The organism is Amniculibacterium sp. G2-70 (genome assembly GCF_014353055.1).
In the GTDB taxonomy this organism is placed as follows: Bacteria; Bacteroidota; Bacteroidia; order Flavobacteriales; family Weeksellaceae; genus Amniculibacterium; species Amniculibacterium aquaticum.
The window spans coordinates 1880296-1901059 of record NZ_CP060698.1 but is presented as its reverse complement, the minus strand read 5'-3'; the positions used below and the strand labels follow the sequence as shown (position 1 = coordinate 1901059).

Genomic DNA, 20764 nt, shown 5'->3' with positions numbered 1-20764 from the left:
TACTGATGTGTCCAAATTTAGTTGTTCAAAAACCTTAAAAACCTTTTCCATCAAAAGTGAAAGATGCCGATATCCCTGCTCTGATGGTAGAAAGTGGGAAGGCTGTTGACACTTTGTACTTGGTCATCATCTGATCGTAGAAAAGTCTTAGGTTAAGATTTTGTGAAACATTATAGTCTGCTGAAAGCTTGATGGAAAATAACCGTTGTCCACCGGTAACTTGGGAGTCGTTCAGCAAGATATTGGTGATGTTGGTGATGTTGTCTCTAATTCTAAAATCACCTCGAATGTTCAGGTCACTCTTGTAGTTTTTCTTATTCTTGCCATAGTTCATGCCCAATACAAAATCTTTGATGATGTATCCGAAACCGATCACATACTCTTTTCCGGAATCTTCGGTTAAGGTAGAGTTGACCAATCCCAGCATAAACATACGATCTCTGTTGTATTGCGCACGGAATTGAATATTGTTTCTCATGGTAAAATCGATCCCGATAAGTGGAGAAAACGCTTCTACATAACCCACTTGGGAATATACAAATGGATTGATGAAATTACCGTTGATGTCTACAGCCGATGGATTGTTGTAGAAATCGATGTTGGACTGTATTCCGCTTGCGGTATAGGTTGATGTGTAGGCATGGTTGATGTCGAACTTAGAAAATTGTCCGTTGATTAATGGGAAATTTCTTAGTCCGGAATAAGTCACCTTCCAGTTAGGCAAAGGAAAGCCTGTTTTCTTTGCATTTTTGAGAGGTCCATCCGGAGATCGCCCTTCAATTGCAGCTCGGAAAGCCGGGATTAGCACATAGGCATTGCCCAATCCGTGTCCTTGAGTATATCCGTTGGCATCCAATGTACCTCCCATTTGTTGAGAGATTATTTTTGAATTTTCAATCATGGTGTTGTAGATATCCCTACCGTTTGTGAAGGCTGTCTTGGCCGTAAAACTGGTATTGGAATAGGTAAATGAATCGTTTCCGAAAGAAAAATCAAACTCCGGTGTTGAAGGATTGGCATCGACATTAAATCCAGATTGGGTAAAAGTCCGGTTATAGTTGTGCAGTACATTGAAATCTACCCTAAAATCATTGATGGGTTGCACCTGAACATTGGCGGTAAAATTACGATTGGACATCTGAGAGTACGGATCGTTCATCAGAGAAGAGCCTGTTACCCATCCATTTTCAATCGCCATTCTACGGATATCGGATTGTGACCCTAACAAGAATCCGTAAGAAGGTCCGCCTGCCGTTTGTCCATAACCGTACCAATTGGGCGCAGACAGCAATCCCGGAAGTATGGTTCCGTTGTTTTCGTTGTAGTTAAAGTCAATCTGCTTAACGGACATAAACAAAGAAGCTATGCTTTGCAACGGTGTAAGTTTATTCTTGAATTTATACGGTTTGTGCACATACTTTTTCTTTTCCCAATCTTTGGTGAAGGCCGTATTCAGCGAGTCCATTTCTTGTTTTCTCTTCTGAAGTTTGGTGGATATTTTTTTGAAATAATTAAACTTACCCAAGAATTTAGGGAAATCCACAGAACCCGTAGCCATGATGGTATTGGTATTCTGCCCGATGCTTCCCAAATTTCCTTCCGGACTGGATAAAAGAGCAGTCGATCTGGAGTTCCAATTGTAGGTTAACCCGTATCCTACCTCAGCATTTACAAAATCCATGTACGGCAGATATTCAAAAGGCAGTTTGTAGTTGAGTTGCACCTTATGATTGTACAACACCGGTCTCCCTGCACGGAACACCTCTTTAAAAATGGAGTTGTTGTTCATGCCGTTCACATCCAGGTTGTCGTTCATGGTTCTCATGGCAGAATTGACTTCTGCTTTTAGTGATTTGGTAAAGTTAAATCCGAGAGCATATTGCCACCCGAAGTAGAAGTTTCTATTTTTTAGGACATCAAAATCGGCACCGGCGTTTCCACTCAACAAGGCATCGATGTTTCTAAACTCGAGTTCGTTATAATTTCTATCCACTTCCGTTCTGAAAGACAATCTGGTTGGCACCGGATTTAGGTTAAATTCTCTCAGCCATCTCAGATATTTTGCAGCATAAGGTTTGGTCCCTCCAACTTTAGCAAACGGTTTAATGACCCAAGGTTTCGGACTAAAGTTGTAATCGATATACCCTTTTAGGTACTGTCGGTAGTTGCTTTTTGTGTAAATATCACGGTAGAAATCGTCGTTGTACACGGCAGTTACCGATAGGTTTTCTACATCATAAAACTTTGGTTTGCTGTTCGGATTGGTTTTTTCCTTGTGCATATTAACCACTCCGATGCTTCGTTGTTGGGTATAGGTTCTCGCAACTTTTTTCAGTTCTTCTTTATTATTGGCTTTATCAAACTCTACATCGTTATCCAAAGGGTTGTACTTAGGATCTTCGATGGTTTGAGAATACGAATAATTCAACGGAATTTTCATTCCTGATTTTTCCGGTAAGAATTTATCTACATTAACGGTCGTATTGATGTTAAATGCCGATTGCGTCGTTTGATTTCTTTCTGCAGGTCTGGAGTCGATGTTTCCGAACCCCACAGTAGAATAAGAGGCTGCAGTATTCACCATTGCAAAATCACCAAGGTTGAAGTTCAAGCTGGTATTCCCCGCATAACCTCCTTTGTTGTCGATTTCGCCTAGGCGCAATTCATTAATCCATAAAACCAAATTTTTAAGATCACGATTGCTCAGGTTTCTTACCCCGATCATAATTGTGGTTATGCCTCCCAATGACGGACGACCTTTGATGAAAATTTTCCTATTGGCATCACCAAATTCCATATCTTGGATACGGTTCATAATTTGGTTGGAGAATTGCTTGTCTCTTCTCAGCTTGGCATCAACAAAATTTTGCACATCCAAATTCATTTCGTTTTCGGAAGGCCAAATTTCCATAGGCGAGGTCGCTAATTTGTCGGTGTACTTCAGCGAGGCTTCGTATTCGTAATAATTATCTGTGGCATCGCTACCAAAACGGATAAAGAATTTGGCATCGCCATCGTAATTTCCAGGAAAAGTCTGACCTTGGTTTAGGTTTTCGGCATGTACAAAAACTTTCAGTTTTTTGTACCTTCTCATGTCCAAATTCACATTTTTATATACGCCTCTTGCTTCTTGAGCCAGGTTTTTGACCTTCATATAAAGCGAAGCTTCGTTTTGTCGTTGCGCTCCGGATGTTCCGCTCAGTACCTGTCTTTCAATTCCTGGAGGCAAAACATACGGCGGCTGGTTCAGTCCGTTTTCTTCTAAATTAACCGATCCCAAATCAAAATTGGAATTATCAACTAAAAAAGTGCCTTCGTTGGTTGATGTCGAATTGTCTTTTGCAATATTTTTGGTGTAAGTCCTCCAATCGGAACGCACCAAATCCATGGTTGCAAAACGAAGTGTTGAAGGTTGATCAAAACCTTTCACAATCATTCTGGCAAAACGGATGTTGTTCAAAATGGCAGGATCGGCATCGCCACCCTCTGTTGCCGATACAAAATCCGACACCGGAATTCTGAACAAATACCATTTAGATGTCGAAGTTTGGTTGTTTTGGAAAGTTACCGGAACCGTCTTTACATCCACGATATGGTTTTGTCCCAATACCAAACTTGTAGGGCTAAGGTCGATGTTGTACTGGTTATAGTTTTCGTTTTGATCCAAATTATAGTCGCGGTTAAGATCCTCAGCATCCGGAGTCTGTGTTGCCACTTCCATAGAATTGCTCTTGGAGTTTCCTTCTGGATTTCTGAAATACTTGTATCGTTGTCTTACCGAAGATCCCATGGCACCGGTAAATTGATCCGAGAGATAAAATACAAAATCGTCCGATGCCGGATCGGCTAGATTGGTGATGGGGTTGGTAAAACTAATCCCATATCTAGAAGCTTCGCCTGTGGCATCCAAGCCGTCATAACCCAAATCCTGTGCGGTACGGTCTGCACCCTCGGTGGAAAATGCATACAAAATAGGATTTTGTTTTGGCTGAATTCCCCAATTGGAATTTGTAGTTGTCGTTGCAGGTGTAGACGGTGTAGGCAAGCCATTTTCATACTGCATCATTCCGTCTTTTAGTACATCTTCCGAAACATTACCCAATTGCAATAAAAGTTTTGGTGCAGTACCCAACTGTTGGCCATCTACATAGGGATCCATCATCCAAAATTCTACATATTGAATGTTGGAATTCACAAAATTAGAAACCGTTATCGGGCGCATAAGTCCTGCCCATCGTTGTTGTGTAGATTCTGAATTTGGATTCACATTATACGGACCTCTTTCTGCCGGGAAATACGACAAATCCAGAGTGTTGGTAAAGGTTTGATCTCCGGCTACAAAATCTTTGTAGTTGTAGATTTCGGACATTTTCACCCTTCTGGAAATGTGGTTAGAAACGGCTGCTGCATCGATACCCGAAGGAGCTTTTCCGCCCACTCCGTAAAATCGTGGATCGATATTGTACCAGGTCAACAAGCCTCTTCCGTTCCCATTGGATAAGGAATTGGCAGCACCGGCACCTGCAAACAAAGGATCGTTTTGGTTTTTCTCCGGTTTGGATGCTAAAGACCAAGCATTGGGTTCTTTCAAAGAAATTTTTGAAGAAGTTTGTTCAAAATCATCGATATACGATTGGTCGTTGATACCGCTATTTTGTCCCGGCAAAAGATAGGCTGCTTCTGCTCTGAAATTAATATTGGATGGAGCTTCAGTATTCACAAACGGTATTTTGTCCGTCAATCGGGTCAGGAAAGGCAATTGATTGTTGTACAAAATATTCATCCCTGCCATGGTATTGTTCACCGCTTCTGATCCAAAATTCACTTTCTGGGTTAGTGGCACTTCTCTGTAATTGACCACCGTTCCGCCAATGGTTAGATGTTCATTGAATTTTCTTTCCAAATTCAGTCCCATAAATCGTTTTCTTTGGGTATTGAAGGTCAACTGATTTTCCAAAGAAATATTAATGGCTTGTCCGGATTGCTTCACCGTTTCGTTGATGATATTTACCGTTCCTAGCATATAGTCCACTGTAAAATCTACCCCTTCTTGCAACTGAACGCCGTTGGCGGTTACCTTAACCGAACCTTGCGGTACATTGATGGCACCCAAAGAAATCCCTTGACCTTGTGTTCCCTTGAAGCGGCCTTCCAAAGTATATCGTAGTGCCAAATTGCTTTGTGCAGCCACTTGTTTTTGTTGAGAATAAAGATCGGAATAGACATATTGTGGGTCGTTAGTTCCTAATACCGAAGCCATGTACGAACCAAAAGGCTGAACTTTGGTAAAGATTAGTTTCCCGTTATCTGGATTGATGGTAACTCCAGGTACAAAGTCGAAAATCCCATCGCCCAAGACACCACCACTTTGTTGGATGTCGTTATTGGTATTCAGTCGGTCCCAGTTGAATAATTTCAACAATATTTTATCTTGCACGGGCGTATTTGGGAGGTAGTTCACCTTTCCTCCGGTTTGTGCATCTCGGTAATAGACATTCAGTAAGAAACCGTCTCTGTTCAGGTTATTGGTGTTGAGAGAATAGATGTTTTTCATCATCAAATCCCACATTGGAGATGTGGTTTTCACAATGGAATTCGGTTTCAATAATTTTGAAACAATTACGGGACTTTCTTCAGAAAACTCTCCAATTTTGTAGACCGTATTGGATCCGTTCACCGTGAATGAATAAGACACTGCCAACAATTGATTGTCGTTCAGTCTTTGGTTTAGGGAGATGTATCCCAACTGTGCTTGGTAGGAAAACTCGTTTGGATTCAGTTTTCTAGCTTTTCTATTGAAGATGAAATTTTCTCCATCTACAAAATTTTCAGTTCCACCATTGGCATTCGGTAACGGTTGTCCGTTGATGGTATTGTATGAGGTATCTACATTTCTAAGTCCAGGCCCAAGTGCCACAATACTGTTGTACAAATTATTTTGGGCATTATTGGGATAGCCGGACGGTCCATCGCCCAAATCTCTAACTCCGACAATACTTTTTTGGTTACTCAGGTTGCTATTCCCTTGATCCAGAACCCAAACTTCAATTCGGGTTATTGAAACTTTTGAATTGATGAGCGGATAGTTTTGTACTGCCGCATCGTAATTGTTAAGAAAATAATGATTTAAGAAATAGTGTTGGTTGTCTTCATAATCTACGGCATTTACCTTGAATGTATTCATCACGCCGCCACCTTGCACCACAATATTTCTGGCCTCTCCCTGTTGTTGGGAAAGGACAAGCGTTCCTTTGGTTTTTCCGAATTGAAATTCAGATTTTAGACCAAACAAAGACTCCGACCCTCTAATTAATGAGGTCGAAAGTGGCATATTGACATTACCAAATTCTAATCTTTTCAGCCATTTGTCTTCACCACCTGTTGTTGGATCGTTTAATCCTTTTTGTTGAAGATCTTTCCAAGTCCCTTTGGATTGCCAAACCATATTCATTTTATTTTCAAAAGCAAAACCACTTTGGGTATCGTAATTGGCTTTTAGCTGAAGATTTTCGCCCACCTTACCTAACAATCCCAACTGAATTCTTTGTTGAATATCAAATGCAAAACTGGTTCTGTTTTGAGGCAAAATAAGAGGATTATCTATTTTCTGATACAAACCTCCAATATCAAATGAGGCAAAACCATTCGGGATAATTTCAATTTTATTGCTTCCAAAAATACTCTCAAACAATCTATTTTTAATGTAGAGTGCTGGGATCAATCCTTTCTTTTGGGCATCCGATTTATCCTTTCTGAACATTAGATTGTACTTGTTGGACTTTTCTTTGTAATATTCTTTTGCCAACTTCAACCGCATAAATTCGCTGTACTCTTCAGGCGTCATGGAAATGGCGTTTCCGGAAATGACATTTCCAATTTTTGGATATACAAAATACATCCCGGACGGGATATCAAAATAGGCATCGTAGGTGGTAGGATCGGGCAATTCGTACTTTTGCTTTACATAAGTACTATCAACAACCGGCTTTTTCTGTCCCAAAGCTGCAACAGAAAAAGATACGAAGACTAAAAAAAGGAGCTTATAGAATATGGATTTTTTCTTCACCAAAACTTATATGTTTTTTAATATTTGTTTCACCAAATCTTCCACAGAAAGATCCGGATTTTGTTTTAACAAGCGATCGGCCAATTTTTCACTGTTTTTTTTAGGAATACCTAATATCTCTAAAGCAGATAACGACTCGTCTTTCACTTTATTGTTTATTACCGTTGCAGCAGCATCGATTGCACCAAATTTCTGTACTTTATCTCTCAATTCTACAATGATTCTTTCTGCCGTTTTCGCGCCTATTCCTTTTACTTTTTGAAGCATCAGAGCATTGCCGGACATAATTCCGGATGCAATTTCTTGAATGCTCAACGAAGACAGCATGATGAGTGCAGATGCCGGACCTACTCCATTCACACCGATAAGCAAGTTGAACATTTCCTTCTCTTCTCGAGAATAAAATCCAAACAAGAGATGCGCATCTTCTCTAAAAATTTGCTGTGTGTATAAAAAACAAGTTTGCCCAAGAAATAACTTTTGAGAAGTCTGTACCGAAACCCCAACAAAATATCCCAGCCCAGACACTTCTACAACGGCATAAGTAGGGCTAAGCTCTTGTACAATTCCTCTTAATGAATAGATCATAACTTTAAAAATTCTCTGCTTTATTTAGATTTCAAATATAAGAATTTGAAAATAAATTCTATTTTGCTTTTAATTAGATGAAAAAAGATTAAAAAATCCATTCACAAATAGATATTATACAACAACTTGTAGAAAAAAATGTAAAGTTCGTGGAGCGAAATAGACCGTTCAACGAACATTTGTTGAAAGTTGATTGGTGTTACGAAATCTTAACATGAATTCTTATTCATATTTCTTAAATTTGTTAGTACAATAAAGATATGGGAGAAAAAATCATAAATAAAATAGGCGTTTTAACCTCTGGAGGCGACGCACCAGGAATGAATGCTGCCCTACGAGCGGTAGTAAGAACAGCAAACTTTTATGGATTAGAATGCATCGGTATCCGAGAAGGTTTTAATGGTTTAATAGAAGGGAATTTTATAAAAATGGGACCTCGATCCGTGAGCAACATCATTAATCTTGGAGGCACCATTCTTCGATCGGCTCGATCTAAAGAATTCAAATCGTATGAAGGAAGACAAAAAGCCTTTCAAAACTGCAAAGATCAAGGAATAGACGCTTTGGTATGCATTGGTGGAGATGGCAGCTTTACCGGTGCAAAAATTTTTGCAGAAGAATTTGGCATCAAAGTCATTGGAGTCCCAGGAACCATAGACAACGATATTTTCGGTACAGACAATACCATAGGTTTCGACACGGCTCTGAATACCGCCATGGAAGCCATCGACAAAATTAGAGATACGGCAACCTCACACAACAGGATTTTCTTTGTTGAAGTGATGGGTCGGGACGCCGGTTTTATTGCGCTGAACAGTGGAATTGCTACAGGAGCAGTGGACATCTTAATACCGGAGGAAAACGACAGTTTCGATCAGTTGGTGGACAGCTTTGAAAAGGCAAAAAAAAGAGGAAAAAACTCCAGTATTGTTGTCGTTGCCGAAGGCGAAAAATTGGGCAATGTATTTGAATTGGCCCAAAAAACCAAAGAACAATTTCCCAATTACGACATCAGGGTTTCGGTATTGGGTCACATCCAAAGAGGAGGATCACCAAGTTGTGCCGATCGCGTATTGGCAAGCCGATTGGGATTCGGTGCTGTCACTGGACTTTTAAAAGGCCTTACCAATGTTATGGCAGGCATACAGGCCAACCAATTGGTGTACACCCCAATTGATGATGCCATCAAAAAACACAACGAAATCAACCAAGACCTGCTTCTAATTTCAGAAGTTTTGGCCTTATAAAATAAAATAGAAATTAAATACACAAAAAAATTATGTCAACAATCAAAGTAGGGATCAACGGATTCGGAAGAATAGGCAACTTGGTATTCAACACCATGTTAGAAAGAGACAATATAGAAGTCGTAGGAATTAATGACCTCATCAATGCCGAATATATGGCTTACATGCTAAAATACGACTCTGTCCATGGCCGATTTTCCGGAGAAGTCCATGTAGAAGGAAACAACTTGGTTGTAAACGGTAAAACCATCCGTATTACAGCAGAAAAAGACCCCAACAACATCAAATGGAATGAAGTTGGTGCCGATTACATCGTAGAATCAACAGGGATATTTTTAACCAAAGAATCCGCAACAGCCCACCTAAATGCTGGAGCTAAAAAAGTGGTACTTTCTGCACCATCCAAAGACGACACCCCCATGTTTGTGATGGGTGTCAATCATCATGAACTGAACAAAGACACCCCAATTTTCTCAAACGCATCCTGCACAACCAATTGCTTGGCACCGGTTGCTAAAGTCTTGCACGACAACTTTGGTATTGTAGAAGGATTTATGACAACCGTACACGCAGCCACTGCAACACAAAGAACGGTGGATGGAGTATCCATGAAAGATTGGCGAGGCGGAAGATCTGCGCTGAACAACATTATCCCCTCCACAACAGGAGCCGCTAAAGCCGTTGGAAAAGTAATTCCCGAACTGAACGGCAAACTAACCGGAATTTCGTTTAGAGTACCTACCGTTGATGTTTCCGTAGTCGATTTTACCGTTAAATTAGAAAAAGCAACTTCTTACGAAGAAATTTGTGCAGCAATGAAAAATGCATCAGAAGGCGCTTTGAAGGGTATCTTGGGCTACACCAATGACATGGTGGTTTCACAAGATTTCGTAGGCGACAAAAAAGCTTCGATATTTGATGAACATGCAGGAATGATGCTTTCTCCAAACTTTGCAAAAATCGTTTCTTGGTACGATAACGAAACCGGATTCTCCAATAAACTGACCGACTTATTGTACCATTCATCCACTTTATAAGAGATCTTTATTTCTTCATATCCATAACCTCTTGACGATTTGAGAGGTTATTTTTTTATCCACATTTCCATTTTTTTGAATGAATAATTGTGTATTTTTGGCAAATAATATCAACAGATGAGCAACATAGAAGACAAAAAAAAAGCACTGAGCTTGGTGCTAGAAAAACTAGATAAAACCTACGGAAAAGGAACGGTAATGACGCTTGGCGATTCGTCCATCGACGATTCCATCGAAGTCATTCCTTCGGGATCTCTAGGCTTGGACATCGCCCTAGGAATTGGCGGCTATCCAAAAGGAAGAATCATCGAAATCTACGGTCCAGAATCTTCAGGTAAAACCACACTGACCCTACACGCCATTGCAGAAGCTCAGAAACAAGGAGGCATCGCAGCTTTTATTGATGCCGAACATGCTTTCGACAGAAATTATGCAGGAAAATTAGGCATCGATTTGGACAACTTAATCATCTCACAACCGGACAACGGAGAGCAAGCTTTGGAAATTGCCGACAACCTGATCCGCTCCGGAGCTATTGACATTGTGGTGATTGACTCGGTTGCTGCACTTACTCCAAAAGCAGAGATTGAAGGCGAAATGGGAGATTCCAAAATGGGACTTCATGCCCGATTGATGTCTCAAGCACTTAGAAAATTAACGGCAACCATTTCCAGAACGAAGTGTACCGTAATTTTCATCAACCAGTTGAGAGAAAAAATCGGAGTTATGTTCGGAAACCCTGAAACCACAACGGGAGGAAATGCTCTAAAATTTTATGCTTCCGTTCGTGTGGACATCAGAAAAGCAGCAGCACCAATCAAAAACGGAGACGAAGCCATTGGTAGCCGTGTGAAAGTAAAAATCGTGAAAAATAAAGTCGCTCCACCTTTCAAACAAGCGGAATTCGACATCATGTACGGAGAAGGTGTTTCCAAAGTAGGAGAAATCCTGGATGCTGCCGTAGATATGGGTATCGTTAAGAAAAGCGGATCGTGGTTCAGCTACGAAGACAGCAAATTGGGACAAGGTAGAGATGCTGTGAAAGAAGTCCTAAAAGACAATCCAGAACTGCAAGAAGAACTGGAAAACAAAATAAAAGAAGCGTTGAAGAACAAGGCATAAAAAAAAGGGAAGTCAAAATTTGACTTCCTATTTTTTTTCTCTTAACCCATTTAGAAATTGCATGAAATCCGAATTTAAATCTTTTGCCAAGCACAAAGAACCAAAGGTATTGAGATGTCCTTTGTCGTAGTACATGATGCTGTCATTTTTATAAGGTGCTTTTTCAAAAATTTTACTTTTTCCAATATCATAAAAAAAGACATTCTTTTTTCCTTTTATGATTTCATGGATTATTTCAGAATTTTTTGTTCTTGGCCAAACCTGAAATTCATCATTCATCTTTTTCATGTAACTGTTGTTCAAACGAAGCGGACTCATATCCAAAGTCGGAAAACTATTCAAAAGGACCAATTTCTGATCCGGACGAATGGTGGTTGAAAAATGATCAATCGCTTCTTTCACCGATGGTTTTATATCGTATGCAATGGCACAAAGAAAAATAACATCGGCCTTTTCTACCTCATTTTTTGTTTTCGCGACCAAAGACCTGGACCATTCATACATTTTCTTTTGAGTAGGTTCTGCATCTTCAAACCTCACCCCTTCCAATGCCGGAAAAGCATCACAAGTTAAAGTCCTAAATGAAAAACCATTTTCCCTTCCCAACTGATTAAAAAACGGTTTCAACATCAAGGCATTGCTATCACCGATCAATAAAATCTTATCATTTTTTGTTGTATCACCCATCGTTTCTACCTTACCTTCATAATGCGATGACCTGCCCATAATCGGCTTGGAAAAATAATCCGGAATGGCGTTTTGTGCAGTCAATTGGGGTAAAAAATAAATTAATCCCAGAGCAACAATTCCTTTTGCAGAAATAATGGTCAGTGTTTTTTTATAAGAAACTTTTCTAAAAACCGATTCTACAAAACGATAAGAAAGCCAAGACATCAAAATCGTAAAAACAATCACAATTGCAATTTGAATGGGCGTAAATTCATAACTCTCGTATTTGTAACGGATAAAAGCCATCACTGGCCAATGCCAAAGGTAGAGCGAATAGGAATATTCCCCTATTTTCACCATCCATTTGTTGGTAAAAATTGAAGTTAAACAATGAGATTTCAGAACCAACAACATGGCGGAAGCCAAACATGGCAACATTACCAAAACACCAGGAAAAAGAGTTTTCTCGGTAATAAAATAAGAACAAGTCAATAAAGTTATCAAACTTAGGACTGAAAGAATATTGTTTTTTACTTTCCCAAGATCCAAACCATTTTTAAACCACAAACCAAACAAACCACCTATGAGAAATTCCGGAATTCTGGCCCAAAGTGAAAAATACATTTCTGTTTGTTGACCTCGTCCGTAAATTTGAAAAGTAGAATACGAAAGAAAAAGCACGATTAAAAACACAAAAATGTAGGACAAATATTTCCTTCCCCAATACACCAACATGGGAAGCAAGAGATAAAACTGCATTTCTATAGCCAAAGACCAAGTGTGCAAAAGTGGATTTTCAGATAATTTAGCTCCAAAATACGATTCTCCATTAGAAAAAACAGTATTGGACATGAAAAAGAACGAATTTTTCAGATAGTATTTCAGCGATTTCATATCCACATACATATAGATAAAAGCTCCGCAAAGGGTTACAAAAAGAATCATGACCAGATAAGCGGGTACAATTCTAAAAAATCTTTTGACATAAAACTGCCAAAAAGAAAACCGATCTTTTTGTATATCGCTGACAATAATTGAGGTGATTAGATAACCGGAAATCACAAAAAACAAATCGACCCCTAGAAAACCTCCAGGCAACCAAGCCGAATTGAGGTGAAAGAAAAAAACCAATAAAAAAGCGACGGCACGAAGTCCTTGAATATCATTTCTAAAAATCATCAATTGTTTTTTTTTAGCAAATATATCAAACGAGATTCAATATTCAATGCCATTCTGTCAGTTTTGACAAGATGGTATTTTTTTTGTGAAGATTTGGAAAATTTAATCTAAAAATATAACATAGAAATCCAACATAAAATGGCAAAAGGAAATATCAATGTTTCGGTGGAGAACATCTTTCCACTCATCAAAAAATTCTTGTACAGCGATCACGAAATCTTCCTAAGAGAACTTATTTCTAACGCTACCGATGCAACTTTAAAGTTAAAACATCTTACTTCCATCGGCGAAGCCAAAGTAGAATACGGCAACCCGAAGATTGAAGTAAAAATAGATAAAGAAAACAAAACCCTTCACATCATCGACCAAGGTTTGGGGATGACGGCAGAAGAGGTGGAAAAATACATCAACCAAGTGGCATTTTCCGGTGCCGAAGAGTTTTTGGAAAAATACAAAGACACAGCAAAAGATTCAGGGATTATCGGTCACTTTGGTTTAGGATTTTATTCGGCTTTTATGGTGGCGAGCGAGGTAGAAATCATCACCAAATCTTATAAAGACGCTCCAGCCGTGAAATGGACTTGCGACGGAAGCCCGGAATTTACCCTAGAAGAAACCGATAAAACCGAAAGAGGTACAGAAATCATCTTGCATATTGCGGAAGATTCTACAGAATTTTTGGACGAGTTCAGAATTAGAGAACTCCTGACCAAGTACAACAAATTTATGCCGGTGCCGATTAAATTCGGGACTAAAACCGAAGAACTTCCTTTACCAGAAGGTGCTGCCGAAGATGCAAAACCCGAAACTGTGGAGGTGGACAACATCATCAACAATCCCAATCCGGCGTGGACCAAAGCTCCATCTGAACTCACCGAAGAAGATTACACCAAATTCTACCACGAGTTGTACCCGATGCAGTTTGAAGAGCCGCTTTTCAACATTCACCTGAATGTGGATTATCCGTTCAACCTGACGGGGATTTTGTATTTCCCTAAATTGGGCAACAATCTAAACATCGAAAAAGATAAAATCCAATTGTACCAAAACCAAGTTTTCGTGACGGATGAAGTAAAAGGCATCGTTCCGGATTTCTTGATGTTGCTTCGTGGGGTGATCGACTCTCCGGACATTCCGCTGAATGTTTCCAGATCTTACCTTCAGGCCGATGGTGCGGTGAAGAAAATTTCGTCGTACATCACCAAAAAAGTAGCAGACAAAATGTCGTCTCTCATCAATCAAAATCGTGAAGATTACGAACAAAAATGGAACGACATCAAAATCGTGATTGAATACGGAATGATTTCTGAGGAAAAATTCTTCGAAAAATCCGACAAGTTTGCGATGTATCCAAACACCGATGGCAAATTCTACCTTTGGGACGAGTTGGTTGAAAAAATTAAAACCAACCAAACCGACAAAGACGGCAACACGGTAATTTTATACGCTTCCAACACCGATGAGCAACACGCGTACATACAAACCGCCAAGGAAAAAGGCTATGAAGTTTTGTTGTTGGATTCGCCAATCGTTCCGCATCTAATCCAAAAATTGGAATCTGCAAAAGAGAAAATCCAATTTGCAAGAGTAGATGCCGACCACATCAACAATTTGATTAAAAAGGACGAACCGGTTATCGCAAAATTGAATGACACCGAAAAGGAAACCTTGAAAAAAGAGGTAGAAACAGCGGTTAACGATAAAAAATTCAGCGTTCAGTTGGAAGATTTGGATTCTACAGACACGCCGTTTATGATTACCCAACCGGAGTTTATCCGCAGGATGAAAGACATGCAAGCGACTGGTGGTGGCGGTATGTTCGGGATGGGCAATTTCCCGGAAATGTACAATTTGGTGGTGAATGCCAACTCGGATTTGGCTACAGAAATTCTAAAAACTGAAAATGCAGAGGAGAAAAATGCCAAAATTGGGTACGCTTTAGATTTAGCAAAACTTTCACAAAATCTTCTGAAAGGAAAAGAGCTTACGGATTTTATCCAAAGAAGTTTCCAAAAGCTTTAAAACACGAACCAAAATCACATCTTCATATCGAAAGAATCCAGAGCATTTATTGCTTTGGATTCTTTTTTTGTTGAATTTTCTCATCCCAGAATATTTATTATATTTGAAAAAAGAACACCTATGATTTTCAGAAGCACCCTAATATTTCTACTTTCCATATCCATCCATTTTTTTTCTGCTCAGACTTATAAAATTAGAAAAACAACCGGAAAGCTATCGGAATACAGCAGTTACAAATCGCCAAACTTCACCATGGAATATGGCTATTATGGCTATAAATATCAACCTGCAATTTTGGAAATCAATTACCATAAAACTAATCTAACTGAGTTGATTTTCCTACACAATCGTTCCTCTTTGTACACCAGAAAAATCATGTTTGATAAATTCGGACTATGGGACAAAGAAATAAAAATTGACATACAACCCATATTGATCTGGGAAAATAAAAAACTTTTTAATGACAGCGATCAGTTGTTTACAATTATTGCAAGAGGTTTTAGTGATTATAATTTTTTCAACCACAGTTCATCTGTTATGGTTTTGGACAAAGAGGGCAAAGATTGTTTGAAAGAAGGAAATCCGTTGCGGGACAAAATCACCTATTTTTTTTCCGAAGGATACCACAAACTCAAGGACAGCAAATTCTTGGATGTCTATAAAAAAAGTTTGCAATTACAAAGACAAGCCTTAGCAAAAAAATACAACATTACACCAACTGTAGGCGATAAAATGAGAATTCCACAAGGGAAAGATCTTTACATTTACGATGCCGGATACAACGGCATAGACCTAATAAAAGTGGAGAACAAAGAAACAAATTCTTCTTTCCATGAACTTATTTTTAGCGACACCCACAGTTCATCCTACACGGTAAGAGTGATGATGAAAAACTGGACAGATCAGTATAGACAACTGAAACCAAATGATTTCCGACACTCAATTTCACAATGGAGCAATATAAAATTACTAAAAGGGGTGAATGAATTGTTTACCGTATTTGCTTTTGGGATAGAGGACTACGACACCATACATTCTTCGGTCTTGGTTTTTGACAAAGATGGAAAAGATTGTTTGGCAGATGAAAGTCCTTACCAAGAAAAAATCATCCAGTATTTTGCCGAAGAAATAAAAAAACTTGAAAAATACAAAATGAAATCCTTTAGACAAACTTACAGTACTGCCAAAGATTTAGATTTACAATTCCGACAAAGGATCCCAAAATAGATTTTTGAAATTTTGGATTCTCATATTTTTTATTTCTATACCTTCAGCTTCTAATTTTTCTTGAAATTCAGCAACCCTTAGCACACCACAAGCCGCCACTACCCGATGGGCAGGGACATCTTTTGGGCAAAGACCCATCGCCATTCCCACCTGTCTGGAAAGGTTGGGATAGCCTACGGCTTTGGCTATCGCGCCATAAGTACTCACCCTTCCTTTGGGGATAGAACGACTGATTTGGTAAACCGATTCTTTAAAATAAGCATCCATATTGTTGTGAAATTTCTAACACAAATTTAGCATAAAAAAAGACCCACTTTCGTGAGTCTTTCTTTGAAAATTAAGATTTTTATTGTTCTGAAAGAGAAATTTTCTTTCTTACTGCGTACCCTGCAACAGCAGTTGCCACCAAGATCAAAACAGGAATGTACTGATCGATGGGAGATGGATTAGCATCACCCGGAGCTCCAGGATCGGTTTCCATGGTTTGGTACTCTTCGTAAGCAGCCATTTCTTCATCACTTGGATTTTCGTTGTCAAAAATACCTGCTTGTAAGGAATTCATTGCAAAAAATCCCAAAAGACATAGGATTGATAGTATCTTTTTCATATTGTTTTATTTAATAATTTTTTTAGATTGTTCTTTTCCACCGCTGATTACTTTTACAAGATAAACGCCTTTTGTGTTCAGTTCGAATTGTGCTTTTTTCGCTTGAGGTTTCAGAGACTTCACCACTCTACCAGCAGCATCCAACACCACAACAGCATCAATATTCGTAGAATTTTCCACGACAAAAACCTCAGCATTTCTGTACACTTTCAGTTCGTCTTTTTTCACTTCTGCAGTTGCCAAAGAACCTTGAGGTTGGTACACGATTTCGAATCGGTTGGTAAACTCTCCTGTGGTTGAAACAAAGGTATAAGCTTGAGAAGTTAAGTCCGTATAAGTATTCAGTTGTTTGTCTCTTAGGTAGATGGCTTGTCCATTTTCGAACAATCCGGATACTTTTGCCAAAGAAATGGTATAATTTCCTGCAGCGGCAAATTTATTACCCAAGACCACCATATCGGTATTCACAAAATCGGCTCTACCTTGGATTGCCAATTTTTTATCGGAAACCGTTGTATAGATGGCATCATTAGGAATCGACATCATTTTAGAGTCATAAGCATCAAAAGCATTGCTGGCTCCTTGTCCGTAAGTAACCGCTATGGTAGTATAGGTATTGGCAGGGTTGGTCATTTGCAACCAATATTTTCCATTGTTTGTCGTATTTGCAGCTCTATTAAGGAAAGAAACTCCCGTATTGGTTGTCGTTCTCATGTCGTTGTTAAAAACAACAGAAGTCGTAAGTCCTTTCACAATAAAGGCCTGTCCCGGGCGAATAATTTCGTTGCTACCAGAGGCAGCAGCACTCCAAGTGGTGGTATTGGCATTGTACACCGCCCAACCTGGGTTACCTGTTGCAGCTCCCGTCTGTGTTGTATTGTTTCCTGTTGAAGAGTTCCAGAAGTAGAAAGTCTCTCCTACATTGGATAAATTCTCCAAGTAAAACGCTGCCAAATCCAAATTGGTAGGATACGGATTTCCGATCAGGTTGTAGGCATTGCCATTGGAATTGGTGGTATTGTTGATGGTTACGGATTGCGTCCCGTTGTTAGGCGTCCCAGTAAAGGTGGCCAAACCTTGTGCTACCGGCACTTTTACAGAATACCCCGTACCAAACGCAGCAGCAGTTGGGTTGGCAAGCGTGTCGTAGTAATCGGTAGCCGTATTGTATGCCATAACAAACGGAGAAGGCGAAGTATAGATGCTGTACATATTTTGTGCAGCCACCGGTGAAGACCAGAATACATATTTATTGGCATCTGCCGTAGTGGCTTTTTCTAAGGTAAATGTACCTGAACCGCTGTACGAACTGTGTTTGAAGTTGGCACCGTCTTTTACCGTGATGCTTCCGTTGTTGGTAACCGCTCCGGTTACTACGGCATCAGAAGAAATTTCTAATGATTTACCAGCATTTACCGTTACACTATTTGCCGTAAAACCAGCTCCACTGTAAGCCGCATCTATCACAGCATCTTTGGTTGCAGAAGGTGTACCATTGCTCCAAGAGTTGGTGGATTGCCAAGTGGTAGTGAAAACTTTTTTGTATAAACTGACTTCTGGAGATTGCGTTGAAGAAGTATAGGCTTTAAAACCAGGAGTAGCTAATGCCGAATTATACTTTAATATTCTAGTTGATGTACCCACATTAGCAACTGTAAAATGATCTGTATTGTATGTTATTGACCATCTTTGATTATTATCAGTTACAGAATCAGGAGCATTTAAATTAGTTGAAGAATTATAACCTAAGTATTTTAAATTCGCTACACTTTGGATTGTAAAAACACCATTGGATTGAATGATATTCCAAATTGTATTCGTACTTGGATTTACTATCTGACCATTATTCGCATTAGATGCCACTGTAGTAAATACTCCACTATTCAAACCATTCGTTGCTATTACTGCATCATTAGCATCAGCTATCACATACTCACCGTCTGTTAAATCGGTTAACGAGGTAATTTTTTTATATACTATAGCATTAGAAACCATGATGTTCCCGGAAGTGATGGTTGTGAAACCTGAAGTTGCAGCAGAAATGGTATAGGTATCTTGTGCATCAAATTTTATATCGTTAAATGTAGCTATACCGTTAACAAAAGATTGTGTTAGTGTACCCGATAATGTCCCCGAACCAGATACTTTAGATAAGGTTACAGAACCAGAATAGTTAGTATCTACAGAGTTTTGTGAATTTTTTGCCTGAACGGTGAACGATGCAAGGTTGGTATTCAGAAGCGCCGAGGAAGGCACATTTACAAATTCTATATGATCTGCCGGAGCGACCAATGTCGCAAAATTCCCAACCAATGGACTTGTTGTATTGTAGCAATTATCGGCATTGTTGTACTCGTAGATTGCAATATGATAATTTTTATTGGACAGTAAATCGGTTAGGGTAACCGTATTTGCAGGTCCGTTGTACACCACAAAATTACCAGTCCCAATCTGGTCGCCTAAACCAAGAGCCGGGTCTCCAACATAACTTGTCCCACTTACAGGAGCAGCATTAACGGCAGATCCTTCTCTAGCCACCACCAATACATTGTCGCCATTTCCTCTGACCCAATTGATTTGTGCAGAAGAAGTGCTTATGTTAGTGGAAGAAAATGTTGTGGATTGCGTTGTGGGAAAACATGATAATGTCGTAAAATTCCCAACCAAAGGATTTGTTGTATTGTAGCAATTTCCTGTGTTGTTGTACTCGTAGATTGCCAAATGATAATTTTTGTTGGACAGTAAATCGGTTAGGGTAACCGTATTTGCAGGTCCGTTGTACACCACAAAATTGCCCGTACCAATCTGGTCGCCCAAACCAAGAGCCGGATCTCCAATATAAGTGGTACCACTTACAGGAGCAGCATTAACGGCAGATCCTTCTCTAGCCACCACCAATACATTGTCGCCATTTCCTCTGACCCAATTGATTTGCGCAGAAGATGTACTGATGTTTGTGGAAGAAAATGTCGTGGATTGCGTTGTGGGAAAACATGATAATGTCGTAAAATTCCCAACCAAAGGATTTGTTGTATTGTAGCAATTTCCTGTGTTGTTGTACTCGTAGATTGCCAAATGATAATTTTTATTGGACAACAAATCCGTTAGGGTAACCGTATTTGCAGGTCCGTTGTACACCACAAAATTGCCTGTACCAATCTGGGCCCCCAAGCCTAGAGCCGGGTCTCCGGTATAAGCCGTACCACTTACAGGAGCAGCATTAACGGCAGAACCTTCTCTAGCCACCACCAATACATTGTCGCCATTGCCTCTAACCCAATTGATTTGCGCAGAAGAAGTGCTTATGTTAGAGGAAGAAAATGTTGTGGATTGTGTTGTGGGAGGGGTGCAAGTAATTGGTAATGTATAAGTCACTTCTATACTTGTAATTCGTAATAATTTATTTGTAGTGTTTGCATTTCTTATTTTTAAAGAATTTGCAGCATTTACACTTGTTATTGTATAGGTAGTACCTGATAACGCAGCTTGTGGGTTAGAAGTATCAAAAGTAGCATCATCTACTTGATACCTAACAGTTGGAGTATCACCACCTGTTGTATATAATTTACACTCAGTAATAATTGCTCCGCTTGAAGGAGTCATAGTTATAGAACATCCATTTGTGTTAGAATTAGTATTAGAATAATATAATCTTAACCCCCCATTAATAGTAGGATTGGTAGTACCTCCGTTCTTCTGCGTGGTAAATGCAATATTAGCATCTAAAGCACCCGAAGTTGCAGTAAAGGTATGAGATACCGTCGTTTGTCCCCAACCCAATACGCCGAAAAGGAGGAGTGCCGTGGCAAAAAGCCGATAGAATAAATTTTGTTTTAGCATAAATAATGATTTTTACAAAACAAAAATATGAAATATTCAATAACACCCCCATTTGTAAACAAAATTTAATACAGTCTTCAAGAAAACACCCTTCTATTTAACAATAATATAAAAAATATTATCCACGAAAAACAAAAGAAAAAAGAAAATATTTTAGAAA

General features: G+C 39.3%; 11 protein-coding genes. 5 read left to right on the top strand and 6 right to left on the bottom strand.

Annotated elements, in window-relative coordinates; translation table 11 throughout:
* Nucleotides 1-34: 34 nt before the first annotated feature.
* Both sprA and ruvA read right to left on the bottom strand, forming a co-directional pair.
* Complete coding sequence (gene sprA, locus H9Q20_RS08775; RefSeq protein WP_187477525.1) at nucleotides 35-7066, bottom strand: cell surface protein SprA; 7032 nt, start codon at nucleotides 7064-7066, stop codon at nucleotides 35-37.
* Nucleotides 7067-7072: 6 nt separating this feature from the next.
* Nucleotides 7073-7654, bottom strand: a complete 582-nt coding sequence (ruvA, locus tag H9Q20_RS08770) for a Holliday junction branch migration protein RuvA (RefSeq protein ID WP_187477524.1) — start codon at nucleotides 7652-7654, stop codon at nucleotides 7073-7075.
* A gap of 260 nt (nucleotides 7655-7914) precedes the next feature.
* On the opposite strand from ruvA, the gene pfkA reads away from it, so the two are divergent.
* From pfkA to recA, 3 genes are all read left to right on the top strand, one after another.
* Entirely contained in the window at nucleotides 7915-8901 is a 987-nt protein-coding gene (pfkA, locus tag H9Q20_RS08765; protein WP_124642257.1) for a 6-phosphofructokinase, read from the top strand.
* Nucleotides 8902-8933: 32 nt separating this feature from the next.
* Nucleotides 8934-9938 carry a type I glyceraldehyde-3-phosphate dehydrogenase gene (gap, locus tag H9Q20_RS08760; protein WP_187477523.1) on the top strand — a complete coding sequence of 335 codons (1005 nt, stop codon included), beginning with the start codon at nucleotides 8934-8936 and terminating at the stop codon, nucleotides 9936-9938.
* A 117-nt stretch (nucleotides 9939-10055) separates the two neighbouring features.
* A complete protein-coding gene (recA, locus tag H9Q20_RS08755; RefSeq protein WP_124642261.1) occupies nucleotides 10056-11060 on the top strand; it encodes a recombinase RecA in 1005 nt (334 codons plus the stop codon).
* A 27-nt stretch (nucleotides 11061-11087) separates the two neighbouring features.
* On the opposite strand, the gene H9Q20_RS08750 is transcribed toward recA, so the two are convergent.
* Complete coding sequence (locus H9Q20_RS08750) at nucleotides 11088-12908, bottom strand: acyltransferase family protein (protein ID WP_187477522.1); 1821 nt, start codon at nucleotides 12906-12908, stop codon at nucleotides 11088-11090.
* 138 nt (nucleotides 12909-13046) lie between these two features.
* Between H9Q20_RS08750 and htpG the strand changes: the two genes are divergently transcribed.
* Nucleotides 13047-14930, top strand: coding sequence for a molecular chaperone HtpG (gene htpG / locus H9Q20_RS08745; protein ID WP_187477521.1), 1884 nt, complete (start codon nucleotides 13047-13049; stop codon nucleotides 14928-14930).
* Nucleotides 14931-15050: 120 nt separating this feature from the next.
* Nucleotides 15051-16157: a hypothetical protein gene (locus tag H9Q20_RS08740; RefSeq protein ID WP_187477520.1), complete on the top strand. Its 1107-nt coding sequence runs from the start codon at nucleotides 15051-15053 to the stop codon at nucleotides 16155-16157.
* Here the strand turns inward: H9Q20_RS08740 and H9Q20_RS08735 are convergent.
* The 3 genes from H9Q20_RS08735 to H9Q20_RS08725 all read right to left on the bottom strand — a co-directional run bounded on the left by H9Q20_RS08735 (nucleotide 16128) and on the right by H9Q20_RS08725 (nucleotide 20604).
* On the bottom strand, nucleotides 16128-16424 hold the full coding sequence (locus tag H9Q20_RS08735) for an MGMT family protein (RefSeq protein ID WP_187477519.1): 297 nt from the start codon (nucleotides 16422-16424) through the stop codon (nucleotides 16128-16130). The two genes, H9Q20_RS08740 and H9Q20_RS08735, sit on opposite strands and share 30 nt — an antisense overlap.
* 79 nt (nucleotides 16425-16503) lie before the next feature.
* On the bottom strand, nucleotides 16504-16764 hold the full coding sequence (locus tag H9Q20_RS08730; protein ID WP_187477518.1) for a hypothetical protein: 261 nt from the start codon (nucleotides 16762-16764) through the stop codon (nucleotides 16504-16506).
* A gap of 6 nt (nucleotides 16765-16770) precedes the next feature.
* Complete coding sequence (locus H9Q20_RS08725) at nucleotides 16771-20604, bottom strand: T9SS type A sorting domain-containing protein (protein ID WP_187477517.1); 3834 nt, start codon at nucleotides 20602-20604, stop codon at nucleotides 16771-16773.
* Nucleotides 20605-20764: the final 160 nt, after the last annotated feature.